19 protein-coding genes and 1 tRNA gene are annotated in these 16,907 nt (G+C 71.6%); 17 read left to right on the plus strand and 3 right to left on the minus strand.

Translation table 11 applies throughout. The features are described from left to right. Positions 1-35: 35 nt before the first annotated feature. Complete coding sequence (glgX, locus tag QI633_RS08855; RefSeq protein WP_282428723.1) at positions 36-2,123, minus strand: glycogen debranching protein GlgX; 2,088 nt, start codon at positions 2,121-2,123, stop codon at positions 36-38. Between the two features lie 137 nt (positions 2,124-2,260). On the opposite strand from glgX, the gene QI633_RS08860 reads away from it, so the two are divergent. From QI633_RS08860 to QI633_RS08930, 15 genes are all read left to right on the plus strand, one after another. Then, positions 2,261-3,046, plus strand: coding sequence for an enoyl-CoA hydratase-related protein (locus tag QI633_RS08860; protein WP_141799501.1), 786 nt, complete (start codon positions 2,261-2,263; stop codon positions 3,044-3,046). Positions 3,047-3,051: 5 nt separating this feature from the next. Further along, entirely contained in the window at positions 3,052-3,441 is a 390-nt protein-coding gene (locus QI633_RS08865; RefSeq protein WP_260806084.1) for a hypothetical protein, read from the plus strand. Between the two features lie 164 nt (positions 3,442-3,605). Further along, complete coding sequence (locus tag QI633_RS08870) at positions 3,606-4,406, plus strand: electron transfer flavoprotein subunit beta/FixA family protein (protein ID WP_141799500.1); 801 nt, start codon at positions 3,606-3,608, stop codon at positions 4,404-4,406. Between the two features lie 25 nt (positions 4,407-4,431). Continuing rightward, positions 4,432-5,394, plus strand: coding sequence for an electron transfer flavoprotein subunit alpha/FixB family protein (locus tag QI633_RS08875; protein ID WP_282428724.1), 963 nt, complete (start codon positions 4,432-4,434; stop codon positions 5,392-5,394). A gap of 108 nt (positions 5,395-5,502) precedes the next feature. Then, a complete protein-coding gene (locus QI633_RS08880) occupies positions 5,503-6,726 on the plus strand; it encodes a phospholipase D-like domain-containing protein (RefSeq protein WP_141799498.1) in 1,224 nt (407 codons plus the stop codon). A 20-nt stretch (positions 6,727-6,746) separates the two neighbouring features. After that, the gene (locus QI633_RS08885; protein WP_282428725.1) at positions 6,747-7,997 is read left to right on the plus strand and encodes a glutamate-5-semialdehyde dehydrogenase; all 1,251 of its coding nucleotides are present in this window, start codon (positions 6,747-6,749) and stop codon (positions 7,995-7,997) included. Positions 7,998-8,898: 901 nt separating this feature from the next. Then, positions 8,899-9,561, plus strand: coding sequence for a CDP-alcohol phosphatidyltransferase family protein (locus QI633_RS08890; RefSeq protein ID WP_282428726.1), 663 nt, complete (start codon positions 8,899-8,901; stop codon positions 9,559-9,561). Beyond that, on the plus strand, positions 9,558-10,019 hold the full coding sequence (locus QI633_RS08895; protein WP_141799495.1) for a VTT domain-containing protein: 462 nt from the start codon (positions 9,558-9,560) through the stop codon (positions 10,017-10,019). Before QI633_RS08890 ends, QI633_RS08895 begins: the two co-directional genes overlap by 4 nt. Positions 10,020-10,105: 86 nt before the next feature. Further along, the gene (locus QI633_RS08900; protein WP_174245230.1) at positions 10,106-10,270 is read left to right on the plus strand and encodes a hypothetical protein; all 165 of its coding nucleotides are present in this window, start codon (positions 10,106-10,108) and stop codon (positions 10,268-10,270) included. Between the two features lie 25 nt (positions 10,271-10,295). Further along, the gene (gene nadD / locus QI633_RS08905) at positions 10,296-10,925 is read left to right on the plus strand and encodes a nicotinate-nucleotide adenylyltransferase (protein ID WP_260806083.1); all 630 of its coding nucleotides are present in this window, start codon (positions 10,296-10,298) and stop codon (positions 10,923-10,925) included. Further along, complete coding sequence (gene rsfS / locus QI633_RS08910) at positions 10,922-11,299, plus strand: ribosome silencing factor (RefSeq protein WP_141799494.1); 378 nt, start codon at positions 10,922-10,924, stop codon at positions 11,297-11,299. The genes nadD and rsfS overlap by 4 nt, the downstream gene beginning before the upstream one ends. After that, on the plus strand, positions 11,296-11,904 hold the full coding sequence (locus tag QI633_RS08915; RefSeq protein WP_160158288.1) for a histidine phosphatase family protein: 609 nt from the start codon (positions 11,296-11,298) through the stop codon (positions 11,902-11,904). Before rsfS ends, QI633_RS08915 begins: the two co-directional genes overlap by 4 nt. A 136-nt stretch (positions 11,905-12,040) precedes the next feature. After that, positions 12,041-12,113 (plus strand) — tRNA-Ala (locus QI633_RS08920). A gap of 114 nt (positions 12,114-12,227) precedes the next feature. Beyond that, complete coding sequence (locus tag QI633_RS08925; RefSeq protein WP_282428727.1) at positions 12,228-13,445, plus strand: exonuclease domain-containing protein; 1,218 nt, start codon at positions 12,228-12,230, stop codon at positions 13,443-13,445. Between the two features lie 60 nt (positions 13,446-13,505). Then, on the plus strand, positions 13,506-14,894 hold the full coding sequence (locus QI633_RS08930) for an FAD-dependent oxidoreductase (RefSeq protein WP_282428728.1): 1,389 nt from the start codon (positions 13,506-13,508) through the stop codon (positions 14,892-14,894). Here QI633_RS08930 and QI633_RS08935 read toward each other — a convergent pair. Next, the gene (locus tag QI633_RS08935) at positions 14,881-15,477 is read right to left on the minus strand and encodes a 1-acyl-sn-glycerol-3-phosphate acyltransferase (protein WP_222117867.1); all 597 of its coding nucleotides are present in this window, start codon (positions 15,475-15,477) and stop codon (positions 14,881-14,883) included. The two genes, QI633_RS08930 and QI633_RS08935, sit on opposite strands and share 14 nt — an antisense overlap. 88 nt (positions 15,478-15,565) lie before the next feature. Here QI633_RS08935 and QI633_RS08940 point away from each other — a divergent pair, with 88 nt between their 5' ends. Continuing rightward, entirely contained in the window at positions 15,566-16,081 is a 516-nt protein-coding gene (locus QI633_RS08940) for a flavin reductase family protein (protein WP_282428729.1), read from the plus strand. A 70-nt stretch (positions 16,082-16,151) separates the two neighbouring features. Here the strand turns inward: QI633_RS08940 and QI633_RS08945 are convergent, their stop codons facing one another. After that, positions 16,152-16,388 (minus strand): hypothetical protein, encoded by a 237-nt coding sequence (locus tag QI633_RS08945; protein ID WP_141799482.1) that lies wholly within the window; start codon positions 16,386-16,388, stop codon positions 16,152-16,154. 90 nt (positions 16,389-16,478) lie between these two features. Here QI633_RS08945 and QI633_RS08950 point away from each other — a divergent pair, with 90 nt between their 5' ends. Beyond that, on the plus strand, positions 16,479-16,904 hold the full coding sequence (locus QI633_RS08950) for a Fur family transcriptional regulator (RefSeq protein ID WP_141799481.1): 426 nt from the start codon (positions 16,479-16,481) through the stop codon (positions 16,902-16,904). Positions 16,905-16,907: the final 3 nt, after the last annotated feature.

Below are 16,907 nucleotides of genomic sequence, written 5' to 3' on the forward strand. Positions count from 1 at the left end.
TGACCACAACCTAGGCCATCGCGGCTCAGCCAGGCTCAGGAGTCCTCCTGCATCACCACCACCGATCGCGCGCCGATGCGCACGACCCCGCCGACCGCCACCTCGGTGCCGGCGGGCAGTTCCGGGTCGGTCGAGAGCACGACCGCGCCGGCGTGCACCCAGTCGTTGTCGGGCAGGTGCACCTCGACCGGGTCGGCTCCGGCGTGGAACCAGATCAGGAACGAGGTGTCGATCTGCTGCTCGCCGTGCGGCCCCGGCTCGCGCAGCGGGCGCCCGGACACGAACATCCCGATGGTCCGCAACGTCGAGTCGTACCAGTCCTCGTCGGTCATCTCGCGCCCCGACGGGTGCAACCAGGCCAGGTCCTTGGGGCCGCCGACGATGGCTGGACGGCCCTCGAACCAGTGCCGCTGCCGCAGCGCGTGGTGCTCGCGGCGCAGCCGCAGCGCCGCCCGGGTCACCTCGTAGACGTCGAGCCACGCGTCGTCGGCGCGCCAGTCGACCCAGGAGATCTCGTTGTCCTGGCAGTAGGCGTTGTTGTTGCCGCCCTGGGTGCGACCGCGCTCGTCGCCCGCGGTCAGCATCGGCACGCCGTTCGACAGGCACAGCGTCGCCATCAGGTTCGCCGCCTGGCGTCGCCGCAGCGCGACCACCTCGGGGTCCGAGGTCTCGCCCTCGACGCCGTGGTTCCACGAGCGGTTGTTGTCGGTGCCGTCGCGGTTGTCCTCGCCGTTCGCCTCGTTGTGCTTGGTGTCGTACGACACCAGGTCGCGCACCGTGAACCCGTCGTGCGCGGTGACGAAGTTGACCGAGTTGTACGCCGAGCGGCCGTCGTCGGCGTACAGGTCCGAGGAGCCCGCCAGCCGGGTGGCGACGGCGTGGGTGCCGTCGGAGTGGCCGCGCCAGAAGTCGCGGATCGTGTCGCGGTACTGGTCGTTCCACTCCACCCACGGCGGCGGCATCCCCCCGACGAGGTAGCCGTCCATCGAGGTGTCCCACGGCTCGGCGATGAGCTTCACGTGGCGCAGCACGGGATCCTGGCCGATCGCGATCAGCAGCTTGCAGGCCATGTCGACGGGGATCGCGTCGGGCCCGGCGGTGCGGGTCAGTGCCGACATCAGGTCGAACCGGAAGCCGTCGACGTGCATCTCGGTGACCCAGTAGCGCAGCGAGTCGAGGATCAGCCGCAGCGCCAGCGGGTCCTCGGAGTCGACCGTGTTGCCGCAGCCGGTGACGTCCCAGTAGGTGTCGTCGTACCCCTCGGACGTCGGGACCCGGCGGTAGAAGCCGCGGTCGTCGAGCCCACGGAATGAGTACGTCGGCCCCTCGGCCCCCGCCTCGGCGGTGTGGTTGTAGACGACGTCGAGGATCACCTCGATGCCCGCGGCGTGCAGCGAGCGCACCATCTGCTTGAACTCGGCGACCTGTCCGCCCCGGTCGCCGGACGAGGAGTACGACGCTTCGGGCGCGAAGTAGCCGATCGGGTTGTAGCCCCAGTAGTTCACGCTCCCGCGCTCCAGCAGCGCCGGCTCGGAGAAGAACTGCTGCACCGGCAGCAGCTCGACCGCGGTTACGCCGAGGTCCTGGAGGTACTGCGTCACGACCGGGTGTCCGAGCCCGGCGTACGTCCCCCTCAGCTCGGAAGGGATCCGGTCGTGCAGCTTCGTGTAGCCCTTGACGTGCAGCTCGTAGATCACGGTGTCACGCCAGCGCCGCCGCATCGGGGTGTCGTCGCCCCAGTCGAACGCCGGGTCCACGACCACGCTCTGCGCGTCGCCCTCGGTGCCGGCCACGGCCAGGCCGTAGGGGTCGAGCAGCAGCGTGTCCGGGTCGAAGCGCAGGCCCTCCTCGGGCTTCCACGGCCCCTCGACCCGGAATCCGTAGCGGGTGCCCGGAGCGATGTCGGGGACGGCGCCGTGCCAGATGCCGAGGGACTGCTCGGTCAGCGGCAGCCGGCGCTCGCCGGCCTCGTCGTCGTACAGGCACAGCCACACGGCGCTCGCCGCGGGGGAGTGCACGGCGAAGTTGGTGGCCTCGGGCGACCAGGTCGCGCCGAGGGGCCAGTTGCGTCCGGGCCACACCGGGGCCCGCTCTCCGAGGGTGCGCCAGAGGCCGGGGGTCACCCGCCCCATTGTGCCTGCGGCGCGCCGAGGTGCCGGGTTCAGGTGACCCGGCCGGTCCGGACGCGGCAGAATGCGGGGCGGGGACGGGGTCCCGACCCAAGAACGGGGCCCCGGTACGCCGTGACGAGAGGGAGCAGATGACTGCGGAGTTCGTGCGCTTGGAGGTCGCCGACGGCGTCGGGACCATTCGGCTCGACCGGGCCAAGGCGATGAACGCGATCAGCATCCAGGTCCAGGACGAGCTGGCGCTCGCTGCCGCCGAGGCGACCGACCGCAGCGACGTCCGTGCGGTCGTCGTGTGGGGTGGCGAGAAGGTGTTCGCCGCCGGCAACGATGTCAAGGAGATGGCCGACATGTCCTACACGGACATGGTCGACCGCGTGCAGAGGCTGCAGGACGCCGTCAACGCGGTGGCCCGGATCCCCAAGCCGGTCGTGGCGGCCGTCAACGGCTACGCCCTCGGCGGTGGCTGCGAGCTCGCGCTCGCCGCCGACGTGCGCTTCGCCGCGGAGAACGCGGTCCTCGGCCAGCCCGAGGTCCTGCTCGGCATCATCCCGGGTGCCGGCGGCACCCAGCGGCTGCCCCGGCTGGTCGGGCCCAGCAAGGCCAAGGACCTGCTCTACACCGGGCGGTTCGTGAAGGCCGAGGAGGCGCTGGCGATCGGTCTGGTCGACCGTGTCGTCCCCGCTGCCGACGTGTACGCCGAGGCCGTGGCCTGGGCGTCGACGTTCGCCACCGCGGCGCCGTACGCGCTGCGGGCGATCAAGGAGAGCGTGGACCGCGGTCTCGAGGTCGACCTCGAGACCGGCCTGCAGGTCGAGCGGCACAGCTTCGCGGCGATCTTCGCCACCGAGGACAGCCGCACCGGCATGCGGTCCTTCATCGAGAACGGCCCGGGCAAGGCCACCTTCGAGGGGCGGTGAGCCCGGTGAGCAAGAGTGACGACAACAACACGACGGCCGACGGCGCCACCGACCAGCACGGCCGGACGACGCCCGCGGCGACCCGCTCGCTGACCGCCGCCCGCGTCCGCGACAACATCGCCCGCGTCGTGTGGATGGTGTGCATGGCGCTCGCCCTGGTCCTGGCGATCGCGGCGTTCACCTATGCGCTCGAGGCCAACGACAAGAACAGCCTGGTCAAGGTGGTCCGCGACCTCGCCGACGTCTTCGACCTGGGCTTCTTCGACCTCGACAACCCGGTGAAGGCGTTCGCCGGCAAGAACGCCGTGGTCAAGACCGCGCTGTTCAACTACGGCCTCGCCTCGGTCGTCTACCTCGTCGTCGGGCGCGTGCTCGAGCGGATCATCCGGCCCTGACCCCGGCGGGTTCCCTGTGGCGGACGCCACGTGGACGAGGTTCCCGTCGTTGGTGACCGGGCGGTAGCCTGCGAGACGCTGTCCTCAGCGGACCAGAGCTGTTCCCTGCCCGATCACGCGGCAGGGCTCACGTTGCACAGGAAGGGGCCGGTCCGGCCACAACCATGACTCTCTCCAACATTGTCGTCCTTGTGAAGTACGTCCCCGACGCCACGGGTGACCGGAAGTTCGAGGCGGACAACACTGTCGACCGCGTCGGCGTCGACGGTCTCCTCTCCGAGCTCGACGAGTACGCCGTCGAGCAGGCTCTCCAGATCAAGGAGAAGCGCGCCGACGAGGAGATCACCGTCACCGCGCTGACCGTCGGTCCGGCCGAGGCCGAGGCCGCTGTCCGCAAGGCGCTGCAGATGGGTGCCGACAAGGCCGTCCACGTGCAGGACGACGCGATCGCCGGCTCCGACGCCGTGGCGACCTCGCTGGTGCTCGCCAAGGCGATCGAGAAGATCGGCGTCCCGGAGCTCGTCGTCGGTGGCCTCGCGTCGACCGACGGTGGCCTGAGCGTCGTCCCGGCGATGCTCGCCGAGCGCCTCGGCCTGCCGCAGGTCACCCTCGCGGCCGTCGTCGAGACCCAGGGCGACCAGGTCCGCATCAAGCGTGACGGCGACACCGCCACCGAGGTCGTCGGCGGCACCCTGCCGCTGGTCCTCTCGGTCACCGACCAGTCGGGCGAGGCTCGCTACCCGTCCTTCAAGGGCATCATGGCCGCGAAGAAGAAGCCGCTCGAGTCGCTGACCCTCGCCGACATCGGCGTGGACGCCTCCGAGGTCGGCCTCGACGCCGCGTGGACGAAGGTCGACAACGTGACCGCCCGCCCCGCGCGCACCGCCGGTGAGATCGTCAAGGACGAGGACGGATCGGGCGCCACTGCGCTGGTCGAGTTCCTCGCGTCGAAGAAGTTCATCTGAGAGCCCCAGAGGAGATCGGTTAGTCATGTCTGAAGTTCTCGTTCTGGTCGACCACGTCGACGGCGCGGTCCGCAAGCCCACCTACGAGCTGCTCGCGATCGCCAAGCGCATCGGTTCCCCCTCGGCCGTCTTCATCGGCGGCGCCGACAAGGCCGCTGCCGCCGCCGACGCCGTCAAGGCGTATGGCGCCGACAAGGTCTACGTCGTCGACGACGCCGAGATCAAGGGCTACCTCGTGGCCCCCAAGGCCGAGGTGCTCCAGCAGCTCGCCGAGAAGACCTCGCCCGCCGCGATCCTGATCCCGGCCTCGGCCGAGGGCAAGGAGATCGCCGGCCGCCTCGCGATCAAGCTCTCCTCGGGCCTGATCACCGACGCCGTCGACGTCCAGGTGAACGGTGACGACATCGTCACCACCCAGTCGGTCTTCGCCGGCAACTTCACCGTCGACGCCAAGGTCGTCAAGGGCACGCCGATCATCGCGGTCAAGCCCAATGCCGCCGCCCCGGAGGAGGGCGCGGGCGCCGGTGCCGTCGAGCAGTTCGCCGCCGCGATCTCCGACGGCGCCAAGACCGCCCAGATCGTCGCCGCGCAGCCGCGCCAGGCCACCGGTCGCCCCGAGCTCACCGAGGCCGCGATCGTGGTCTCCGGTGGTCGTGGCACCGGCGGTGACTTCACCGCGGTCGAGGGCCTCGCCGACGCGCTCGGTGCCGCCGTCGGCGCCTCGCGTGCCGCCGTCGACTCCGGCTGGAAGCCGCACACCTTCCAGGTCGGCCAGACCGGCAAGGTCGTCTCGCCGCAGCTCTACGTCGCCAACGGCATCTCCGGTGCGATCCAGCACCGCGCCGGCATGCAGACCTCGAAGACCATCGTGGCGGTCAACAAGGACGAGGAGGCGCCGATCTTCGAGCTCGTCGACTTCGGCGTCGTGGGTGACCTCCACACCGTCCTCCCGGCCGTGACCGCGGAGATCGAGAAGCGCAAGGGCTGAGCCAGCCGCTCACCCGGCCGCGGGACGTCGTACTCCGGTACGGCGTCCCGCGCTGCTTTTCACCCCCACACTTTGGTCGATTAAGTCAAGTGGCTTAGTGTTCTTCGCGTGAAGACCGTCGCCGCGCTGCTCCTGGTGCTCGCCACCCTGCTCGTCGCACCCGTGCCCGCGGCCACCGCGGACGACACCTGGCAGCCCACGACCGGGCCGACGTTCAACAACCCGATGGGCGGCTTCAAGGCGCGCACCAAGGTGGTCCGGCAGGTGCATGCGGCCATCCGGCACGCCCCGCCGGGCTCGACGATCCGGATCGCGACGTACAACATCGACCGCAACGACACCGCTCGGCTGCTGCTCAAGGCGCACAAGCGCGGCGTCCACGTGCAGATCGTCGTCAACGACAACATCGTCGGCCGGACCATCCGCGGGCTCCGGGCGCGGCTCGGCGCCAACCGCAAGGCCGAGAGCTTCCTCCACATCTGCACCAGTGCCTGCCGCAACGGCTCGCGCACCGGCAACCTGCACATGAAGGTCTACTCGTTCAGCCAGTCCGGCGCGGCCCGTTCCGTGGTGATCAGCAGCTCGAGCAACCTCGGGTACGGCGCCGCGGCGGGCCAGTGGAACGACGCGCTCACCTTCAGCAACGACGACGCGCTGTTCGCTGCGTGGACCCAGGTGTTCGAGCAGCTCAAGCGCGACCGGACGGCCGAGCCCCGGCACCTGGAGTACGACAGCGAGACCGTCGGCGCCGACTTCCAGCGGGTCCGGGTCGCACGGGCGGCGACCGGTGACCCCCAGCTGCGGCGGCTGCGCCGGGTGGACTGCGCCGCGCCCGGCGGCTTCGGCGACGGGCAGGGACACAGCGTGGTGCGGGTCAACATGTACGCCTGGTACGCCGGGCGCGGCGAGGCGCTGGCCCGCGAGCTCGCCTCGATGCGGGCCGAGGGCTGCGACATCGCCGTCGTGGGCTCGGTCGTGAGCGGGCCGGTCGTGAAGATCCTGCAGAAGGCCGGCATCCCGGTCCGGATCGCCGACTGGGACTGGGGCGAGAAGCTGTCGACCGCCGGCGACGAGATGGTCTTCGGGGCCCGCTGCTACTCCCACCTCAAGTACGTCACCGTCGACGGCACCTTCCGTGGCGCCGGCACCCAGGTGGTCTGGACCGGCTCGGAGAACTGGTCGCCGCCGGGCCTGAGCAGCGACGAGGTGACCTTCGAGGTGCACGACCCGGCCGCGGTCGCGGCGTACGACACCCAGTGGCAGAAGATGTTCGCCAGCACCCGGATCACCCACCGGCCCGGCATCCGGCCGACGTCGCGGCCCTGTCGCTGACCCTCTCTAGACTTGGTGCCATGACAGCCGAGGTCGAGGTCCGCGAGGTCGCCCAGCGCGCCCGGGTCGCCAGCCGCTCGCTGGCGCTCGCGACGCGTTCCCAGAAGGACGCCACGCTCCACGCCATGGCCGACGCCCTGCTGGCCCGTGCCGACGAGATCCTCGCCGGCAACGCCGAGGACGTCGCCCGCGCCGAGGCCGACGGCACGCCGCCCAACATCATCGACCGGCTCCGTCTCACCACCGAGCGCCTCGAGGGCATGGCCCAGGGGCTGCGCGAGGTCGCCGGGCTGGCCGACCCGGTCGGCGAGGTGGTGCGCGGCAGCGTGCTGGCCAACGGCCTCGAGCTGCGGCAGGTGCGAGTCCCGTTCGGCGTGGTCGGCATGATCTACGAGGCCCGGCCCAATGTGACCGCCGACGCCGCGGGCATCTGCCTCAAGTCCGGCAACGCCGTCCTGCTGCGCGGCTCGTCCTCGGCCCGCTCGAGCAACGCTGCCATCGTGGCCGTGCTGCGGGACGCGGTCTCCGCGTCCGGCCTCGAGGCCGACGTCGTCCAACTGGTCCCCGGCGACACCCACGACAGCGTCAAGGCGCTGATGCGCGCGCGTGGCCAGGTCGACGTGCTCATCCCGCGCGGGGGAGCGGGCCTGATCCAGTCGGTCGTCAACGAGTCCACGGTCCCCGTGATCGAGACCGGCGTCGGCAACTGCCACGTCTACGTCGACCGGGCGGCCGACCTCGACAAGGCGCTCGCCATCGTGCTCAACGCCAAGACGCACCGCACCAGCGTCTGCAACGCCGCCGAGTCGCTGCTCGTGCACGCCGACGTCGCGGGGGAGTTCCTGCCGCGCGTCGTCGCCGCGCTGCAGGAGGCCGACGTGACGATCCACGGCGACGCCGCCTTCGGCGCCCTCGACGGCGTCGTCGCGGCCACCGACGAGGACTGGGCGACCGAGTACCTCTCACTCGACATCGCCGCGCGCGTCGTACCCGACCTCGACAGGGCGCTGGAGCACATCCGCACCTGGTCGAGCGGTCACTCCGACGCGATCGTCACCGAGGACCTCGCCGCTTCGCGCCGCTTCGTGGCCGAGGTCGACTCAGCCGCGGTGCTGGTCAACGCGTCGACCCGGTTCACCGACGGCGGCGAGTTCGGCTTCGGCGCCGAGATCGGGATCAGCACCCAGAAGCTGCACGCCCGCGGCCCGATGGGCCTGCCGGAGATGACCTCGACCAAGTACGTCGTCATCGGCGACGGCCACGTCCGCTGACGCCAGCCTCCACAACCCCCACGCCATCGCGGCGATCGCGAGGACCGACACCGCGGTCGAGACCGGCGTCCGGTGGGGCACCTCGCCGAGCACGAGGTGCGCGAAACCCAGCGTGAGCAGGCAATTGACGACGTTGAGCACCGGCATCGACGCCGAGAGGCGCGCGGCCCGGTAGGCGAGCTGGTTGACGACCACCCCGCCGACGCCGCAGACCGCGAGCACGACGTACAGCCGGTCCGCCTCGACGAGGACGGACATCAGCGCGAACAGCACCCCCGACGCGCTGCCCAGCAGGAACGCCCGGCCCGTCGGGTGCCGTACGCCGCCCGCCACCGCGATGAGCAGCACCGCCACCACCGCGCAGGCGCCGACCGCGACGACCAGCTGCCCGGCATCGAGGGGCGCGGCGCTCTCGCGTGCGTCGGTGGCCAGCAGCAGCGCGGCGATCGCGAGCGCCGTCACCGCCACCGCGACCACTTCGCCGCGACCGGGCCGGGTCCGGGCCAGCGCCGCGCGGAGCGGCACCGCGAGGACGATCCCCAGGATCGCGATCGGCTGGACCAGCCCGATCGGGCCGTGGTCGAGCGCGAGCACGTGGAAGGTGAAGCCGACGGGACCGAGCACCGCCGCCAGCAGCAGTGCCACCAACGGGGCGCGCGGCGCGGCGAGGTGCTGGGTCGAGGTCGACACGGCCGTCGTCAGCGCGCTCGCGAGCGCGAACACCACCGCCAGCCAGATCACGATGTCGAGGCCGCCTGGATGCGTGGATGGGCGGTGTCGCGTAGTAGGTGGCCAGCCACGGATCCAGGCTAGGAGCGCCAGGTGGACGGTCGGTGAATCCCTGCGAGTCACAGGGGGTCTGGCGTCAGGACACTTCCGGCAACGGGGTAGGTTTCGCGGCATGGCAGGCTCCCCGGACCGGATCTACGCCGACCCGTCGGTCGAGCGTCTCTTCACCGGGGCGACCGTGATCACGTTCATCCGCACCGTCATCACGCTCGCGATCGCGGTGTGGGCGGCGTACGACCACAGCCTGACCCTGATCGTGGTCGGCCTGGTCACCTACTGGGTCGGCGACAGCATCGACGGCGAGTGGGCGCGCTGGCGCGACTGCGAGACCCGGATGGGCGCGGTCGTCGACATGATGTGCGACCGCCTCAGCTGCGGTGCGCTGTACGTCGGGCTGGTGTGGCTGCAGCCGGGCGGCTGGATCAGCGACGAGCCGATGAAGTGGATCGGGATCCCGATCGCGATCTACCTGTTCGAGTTCATGGTCATCGACATGTACCTGTCGCTGGCCTTCCTCGCCTGGCCGATCCGAAGCCCCAACTACTTCCACGTGATCGACCGCCGGATCTACCTGTGGAACTGGTCGCGCATCGGCAAGGCCGCCAACTCCGGCGCCTTCGCCGTCATCCTGCTGGTCAGCGGGTGGGTCTGGCTCGGCACGGTCATCGCGATCGGGCTGCTCGTGCTCAAGTGCGTCTCGCTGCGCTGGCTGCTCCAGCTCGGGCTGCCGGTGCCGACGCGCGAAGCCCGCCCCGAAGGGGCCCCGGCAGCATGATCCTGTGGCTGACGACGTTCGCCTTCAGCATCGCGTCCGCCCTTCTCCCGTTCCTGCCCATCGAGGTCTACATCCTCGGGGCCGGCGCCGCCGAGGCCGGTACGGCGACCGCCATCTCGCTCGGCATCGCCGCCGGTGCCGGCGCCACCGTCGGCAAGGTGATCGTCTACGAGGCCGCCCGTCGCGGCTCGGAGTCGAAGTGGGCCCAGAAGAAGCTCTCCGGCCCCAAGATCAAGGCGTCCTACGACAAGTGGATGCAGCGGATGCAGGGCCGTCCCTGGTACGCCGCCGCGATCATGTTCCTCGCCGCCTCCGCCGGCATCCCGCCGCTGCTCGCAATGGCGGCCATCGGCGGGATCCTGAAGATGCCGATGTGGGTGTTCGTGCCCACCGTCTTCCTCGGCCGCACGGTGCGCTTCACCCTGCTGTTCCTGGGCGTCGACTTCGCGGTTCACTGAGTCATCCGGCTCGGCGCGCTCGCGCAGCGAGCGTCACGAGACCCCGCGATGGATCCCGGGCGCCGGTCTTTCGATAGCATGCCGTCATGCTCAGCCAGATCAGCCAGGTCGCCCTCCTTGTCGCCCGCGCCGCGGAGGAGCACGGCGAGCCCGCCGTGAACCCGTGGTTCATCGGTGGCGGCGTGCTGGCGTTCCTCCTCTTCCTGCTCCTCGGCCTCGTCTGGTTCGGCGGCGGCCGCGACCACAGCTGAGCCCGAGGCAGACAGTGGTGGATCGGTGACGGACGCGCCGCGCCGCACCCGGATCGGCGTGATGGGCGGCACCTTCGACCCCATCCACCACGGCCACCTCGTCGCCGCCTCGGAGGTCCAGGGCTGGTTCGACCTCGACGAGGTCGTCTTCGTGCCCACCGGCCAGCCGTGGCAGAAGGCGGACCGGCAGGTCGCGCCCGCCGAGCACCGCTACCTGATGACGGTCATCGCGACCGCCGCCAACCCGCGGTTCACGGTCAGCCGGGTCGACATCGACCGCGGCGGGCCGACGTACACCGGCGACACCCTGCGCGACCTGCGCTCACTGCGGCCCGACGCGGAGCTGTACTTCATCACCGGTGCGGACGCGTTGACCGACATCTTCAGCTGGCGCGACGCCGACGAGCTCTTCGAGCTGGCGCACTTCGTCGGCTGCACCCGGCCCGGGTCGGAGATGGACCCGGCCACCCTGGCCCGGATCCCGCACGACCGGGTCACCATGGTCGAGATCCCCGCGTTGGCGATCTCGTCAACAGACTGCCGCGAGCGACAGCGGGCCGGCCAGCCGGTCTGGTACCTCGTCCCCGACGGCGTCGTCCAGTACATCACCAAGCACGGCCTCTACTCGGCCGCACCCGGAACGGAAACCGCATGACCGCCACCGACCACGCCGTCCGGCTCGTCCACGCCGCCGCCCTCGCCGCGGCCGACAAGCTCGCGACGGACCAGCTCGCCTTCGACGTCAGCGAGCAGCTCGCCATCACCGACGCCTTCCTGCTCGCCACCGGCGCCAATGACCGTCAGGTCCGCGCCATCGTCGACGAGATCGAGGACAAGCTCCGCGAGCTCGAGGCCAAGCCGATCCGCCGCGAGGGCCACCGCGACGGCCGCTGGGTGCTGCTCGACTACGGCGACGTCGTCATCCACGTCCAGCACTCCGAGGAGCGCGAGTTCTACGCCCTCGAGCGGCTGTGGCGCGACTGCCCGACCATCGACCTCCCCGCCGAGGTCCACGGTCCCGTGGCGTGACCGCCCGCCGCATCGTCCTGGTCCGCCACGGACGGACCGCCTGGAACGCCGAGCGCCGGATCCAGGGACAGCTCGACGTCGAGCTCGACGCCACCGGCCTCGAGCAGGCCCGAGCCGTCGCGCCCGTGATCGCCGCCCTCGACCCGGTCCTGGTCTGGTCCAGCGACCTGGCCCGAGCCCGGCAGACCGCGGAGACCATCGCCAAGGAGGCCGGGCTGGTGCCGACGTACGACGAGCGCCTGCGCGAGTTCCGCCTGGGGGAGTACCAAGGCCTCACCCACGCCGAGCTCGACGCCCGCGACCCCGCGGCCTTCGCGCTGTTCCAGCGCGGCGAGTGGGACGCCATCCCCGGCGCCGAGACCACCCGTGAGGTCGCCGATCGCTTCACCGCCGCGGTCACCGACCTCGCCGCCGCCCTCGGTCCCGGCGAGACGGGAGTCGCGGTCTCCCACGGAGCCGCCACCCGCTCCGGCCTGGTCGGCTTCCTCGGCTGGCCCCGCGAGCTCGCCCACGACCTGCGCGCCCTCGGCAACTGCGCCCGCGTGGTGCTCGAGGAGCGCTCGACGGGGCAGTGGGCGCTGGCGTCGTACAACCTCGGTGGTTGAGGACCGAGCGGAGCGGTCCTCGGTGGTTGAGGTGCGAGCGCAGCGAGCCTCGAAACCGCCCCCCGATTTCACCTTGGGTTGGGGGTGTGGCTAGTATTTCCGTCGTTGCCCCGCCTTCGGGCGGAGCGATGACCCCGGGGGTGTGGCGCAGCTGGTAGCGCACCTGCATGGCATGCAGGGGGTCAGGGGTTCGAGTCCCCTCACCTCCACCGAAAGCACAAGTGAGAGAAGGCCGGATCCGACAGGATCCGGCCTTCTGCGTTTTCCGGTTGCCGTCGCAGCGAGGAGGCTACGCTCGCGCCCACGCCGACCGAGGAGGGCGAGTGGCGGGCTACACGTGCATCGACTTCGAGACGACGGGGTTGTTCCCCGCCCGTCACGACCGGGTCGTCGAGGTCGGTGTCGTGTTCCTGACCGAGGACGGGGAGGTCGAGGGCGAGTGGTCGACCCTCGTCAACCCCAACCGCGACGTCGGGCCGACCGGCATCCACGGCATCGCGGCGCGTGACGTGCTGGGCGCGCCGACCTTCGCCGAGCTCACACCGGCACTTCTGCAGTCGGTCGCCGGCCGGACGGTCGTGGCACACAACGCACGCTTCGACGTGCGCTTCCTGCGAGCGGAGCTGTCCCGGGCCGGGTACGCGTGGGCCGGTCCCGACATCCCGGCGCTGTGCACGATGGAGTTGGCCGGTCGGTACGTGCGCAGCACGTCGCGGAAGCTCGGCGATTGCTGCCGTGCCGCCCACCTCCAGCAGTCCGGCGCGCATGAGGCGCTGGCGGACGCCCGGGCGGTGGCTGCGCTGCTCGGGCACATCATCACGACCACCTGGACACCGCCGCCGTGGACCTCGACGGCGGCCGAGGCCGCGGCGTACGCATGGCCGGTCTGCGATCTGCCCGTCGACGTGCGGCTGGTCGACCGGGTCACCCGGGCGCCCGAGCGGGAGGAGTTCTGGCTCGATCGGATCGTGGCCGGCATGCCTCGGCATGCCGAAGTGGCGGTCGACGCGTACCTGGCCGTCCTCGAGTCCGCGCTCCTCGACCGGTACCTGTCGGCGCACGAGGAGGACGCCCTCGTCGAGACCGCGGCCGTGCTGGGTCTTGACCGCGATCGGCTCGATACCGTCCACCGCGACTACCTGCTGTCGATGGCGCATGTCGCGTGGGATGACGGTGTCCTCACGAAGGCAGAACTGAATGACCTCGAGGAGGTTGCGGGGCTCTTGGGACTCGGCAGGGACGACGTCGCCCTCTCTCTCGATGCCGCGAAGGCGGCGGTCTCTCGCCCGGTGGCCGCCGGCTTCCGGCTCGACAGGGGAGACGAGGTCTGCCTGACCGGCCAGATGAGCCAGCCTCGGGAAGTGCTCGAGGCGCTTCTGGACGAGCGTGGTCTGCGGCCCGGCGGGCTCACGAAGCGGACCCGGCTGCTGGTCGCCGCAGACCCGGACTCGCTGAGCGGCAAGGCGAAGAAGGCGCGTGAGTACGGCATCCCGATCGTCAACGAGGCCGCGCTGCTCGGCTTGCTCCTGTCGATGACCTGATCACCTCGGCACCGGGCGATCGTCTCGTCGTCAGCATCCGCTGGCCCTAGGCTCGCCCGCGTGACGGGAGCGACGGGCGCACGGACGACGGGTGGCGTCTCCTACTGGTGGGCCGACCTCGGCATCCCAGAGCCGCAGGACCCCTTGGCCGGCGACGTCGAGGCCGACGTCGTGATCGTCGGTGCGGGCTACACCGGGCTGTGGACGGCGTACTACCTCGCCGGGCTGCGGCCCGACCTCGACGTGCGGGTCGTCGAGCAGCGGTTCGCCGGGTACGGCGCGTCGGGGCGCAACGGCGGGTGGCTCTCGGCGTCGGTGACCGGCGGGCTCGACGGCTATGCGCGCACCCACCCGCGCGCCGACGTCGCCCGCTTCCAGCTCGCCATGAACGACGCGGTCGAGGAGGTGATCGCGGTCGCGGAGCGGCACGGCATCGACGCTGAGGTACGGCGGGGCGGGACCCTCCTGGTCGCCCGCAACGCCGCGCAGGCGGGCCGTGCCCGCGAAGCGGCCCGGACCGCGGAGCGGTGGCCGGAGACCGGGGCCCGGCTGTTGGGCGCGGACGAGGCGGACCGGCGGATCCGGGTCGCCGGGACGCGAGCCGCGATCTGGGAGCCGCACTGCGCGCGGATCAACCCGGCCCGGCTGGTGCAGGGCCTGGCCCGGGTCGTGCGCGAACGGGGGGTGCGGATCCACGAGGGCACGACGGTCCGCGCGATCGCCACGGGGCGGGTGGAGACCGACCGCGGGACGGTCCGGGCGCGTCACGTCATCCGTGCCACCGAGGGCTTCACCGCCGGCCTGGCGGGGGAGCGGCGTACCTGGGTGCCGATGAACTCCTCGATGATCGTCACCGACCCGCTGCCTCCGCAGGCCTGGGCGGAGATCGGGTGGGCGCACCACGACACCCTCGAGGACTTCGCCCACGTCTACTCCTACGCGCAGCGCACCCCGGACGGGCGGATCGCGATCGGCGGGCGCGGCAACCCCTACCGCTTCGGCTCGCGCACCGACCTCGACGGCGACATCCCCGACCGCACCGTGCAGCACCTGCGAGCGGTGCTCTGCTCCTGGTTCCCCCAGGTCGGGGAGGTCGGGATCACCCACGCGTGGAGCGGTGTCCTGGGCGTGCCGCGCAACTGGCGCGCCACGGTCGGGTACGACGCCGCGAGCGGCCGGGGCTGGGCCGGCGGGTACGTCGGCACCGGGGTGACCGCGACCAACCTGGCCGGACGCACACTGGCCGACCTGGTCGCGGGCGAGCGGACCGAGCGAACCACCCTGCCGTGGGCCGACCAGCGGGCCCGGTCCTGGGAGCCGGAGCCGTTGCGCTGGCTCGGGATCCACGGCCTCTACCGCGCGTACGGGCTGGCCGACCGGCTGGAGGCGCGCGGCGGGCGTCGTACGTCGTGGGTCGCGACACTCGCCGATCGGGTCAGCGGTCGGTAGGAGGCTCCGCGGTCTCCTCGCGCAGCCGCGGCTCGGTGCGCAGCTCGGGCTTGATGCCCTGCTTGTCGGCGTAGAACGCGCGGACCAGGTCCATGTCGGCGGCGACGTCGCCGGAGGGGTGGAAGCTCGGTCCCATCCCGAGTGTACGGGTCGGGCCGTCGACGAAGCCGAGGGTGACCGGCAGCCCGGTCTGCTCGGAGATCCGGTAGAAGCCCGGCTTCCAGAACTCGCCCTTGCTGCGGGTGCCCTCCGGTGCGATCACGAGCTGGAAGGCGTCGTCCTCCTCGGCGGCCTTCAGCAGCGCCCGGACGGTGGCGCCCGGGCTGGAGCGGTCCAGCGGGATCCCACCGGTGCGCCGCAGCACCCAGCCGACCGGCCCGTCGAAGTAGTGCGCGGCGACGAGCACCCGCGGCCGGGCGCCGTTGGCCCACGCGATCATCAGCATGGCGACCCAGTCCCACTGGGAGGTGTGCGGTGCGCCGACCAGGATCCCCGCCTCGGGGACGTCGCCGACCAGTCGCCACCGCGTCACCTTGAGCGCGCCACGGGCGATCGAGCGGCGGACCCGCATCCTGTGTGCCATGGCGCGACGGTAGCGCGTGGTGCGCGCGGTGTGACGTCCGCCATGATCGGTGGACCTCAAGCGCTGTTGAGGTTCTAGCGTTTCATCCGTGAACGGATCCCTCGCAGACCAGCTCAAGGCCGGCTTCCGCCGTCATGCCGCCGGTGTGGCGCTCGTCGTGGGGGAGACCCCGGTCGGGCCGGTCGGCGCCACCGTGTCGAGTCTCGCCTCGGTCAGTGTCGAGCCGCCGCTGCTGTCCTTCTCGCTGGCGCGGGCGAGCAGCGTGGGGCCGCAGCTCGTCGGCTGCGACGCGCTCTCGGTGTTCGTGCTGGCGGCGACGCAAGCCGACCTCGCCGCGACGTACGCCGATCGGGAGGCCGAGCGCTTCACCGCCGCCCAGGGCTGGGTCCGCGACGACGGGCGGCTGGTGCTGCCCGACGCGGTCGCGACCTTCCGCGGGCGCCCCGCTCACGTCATCCCCGCGGGTGGGTCCGGGTTGGTACTGCTCGAGGTCGAGCGTGTCGAGCTCGGGCCGGCGACCGCCCCGCTGGTGCACCACGACCGTGCCTACTGGGCGCCCGGCGCAGTCCCGCGCCCGCGCGCGCTGCGGGTCGCGGAGGGCTGAGGCCGACGACGCCAGCGCACGACCGACTCCCTCGGACGGGAGTCGGTCGTGCTCCTTTGTCGGGAGGTGGTCAGCGCTCGCTGGGGTCGCGGTACTCGGGGTCGACGTGCAGTCGCTCGCGGCCTGGTCCGGTCCTACCCGACGGCGGCGTGGGGTCGGCCGGGTTCGCGGGCTGGTCGAAGCGGTCCGTGTCGTGGGCGACCCGCTCGTTGCGCCGGCGGTCGGCGACGAAGGCCCAGATCATGCCTCCGACGATGAACGCGGCGACGACGACGCCCAGGATGAGCCAGGCAGGTGAGATGTCCATGGCGGGGCGGTACCCCGGCGGTCCGGCTGCAGTCCGGACACACCCACGCGAAATCTTGACTCGTTCAAGAAAAGTGGCATGCTGGGTCCCATGACGGCGCCCGACTTCCAGCAACAGCTGCGGGACGTCGAGCTCCGGGTCACCCGACCGCGGCTCGCGGTCCTCGAGGCGGTGCACCAGCACCCCCACGCGGACACCGAGTCCATCATCTCCGCGGCGCGCGCGCTGCTGCCGGAGGTGTCCCACCAGGCGGTGTACGACTCGTTGCACACGCTGACCCACGCCGGACTGGTGCGCAGCATCAAGCCCGCCGGGTCGGTCGCGCGCTACGAGACCCGCACCGGCGACAACCATCACCACGTCGTGTGCCGGACCTGCGGGTCCATCGCCGACGTGGACTGCGCGGTCGGCCACGTGCCGTGCCTGACCGCGTCCGACTCCCACGGGTTCGTCATCGACGAGGCCGAGGTCATCTATTGGGGCCTCTGCCCCGACTGCACATCCCGCCCCCAGTAGGTC

Source organism: Nocardioides sp. QY071, from assembly GCF_029961765.1.
In the GTDB taxonomy this organism is placed as follows: domain Bacteria; phylum Actinomycetota; class Actinomycetes; order Propionibacteriales; family Nocardioidaceae; genus Nocardioides.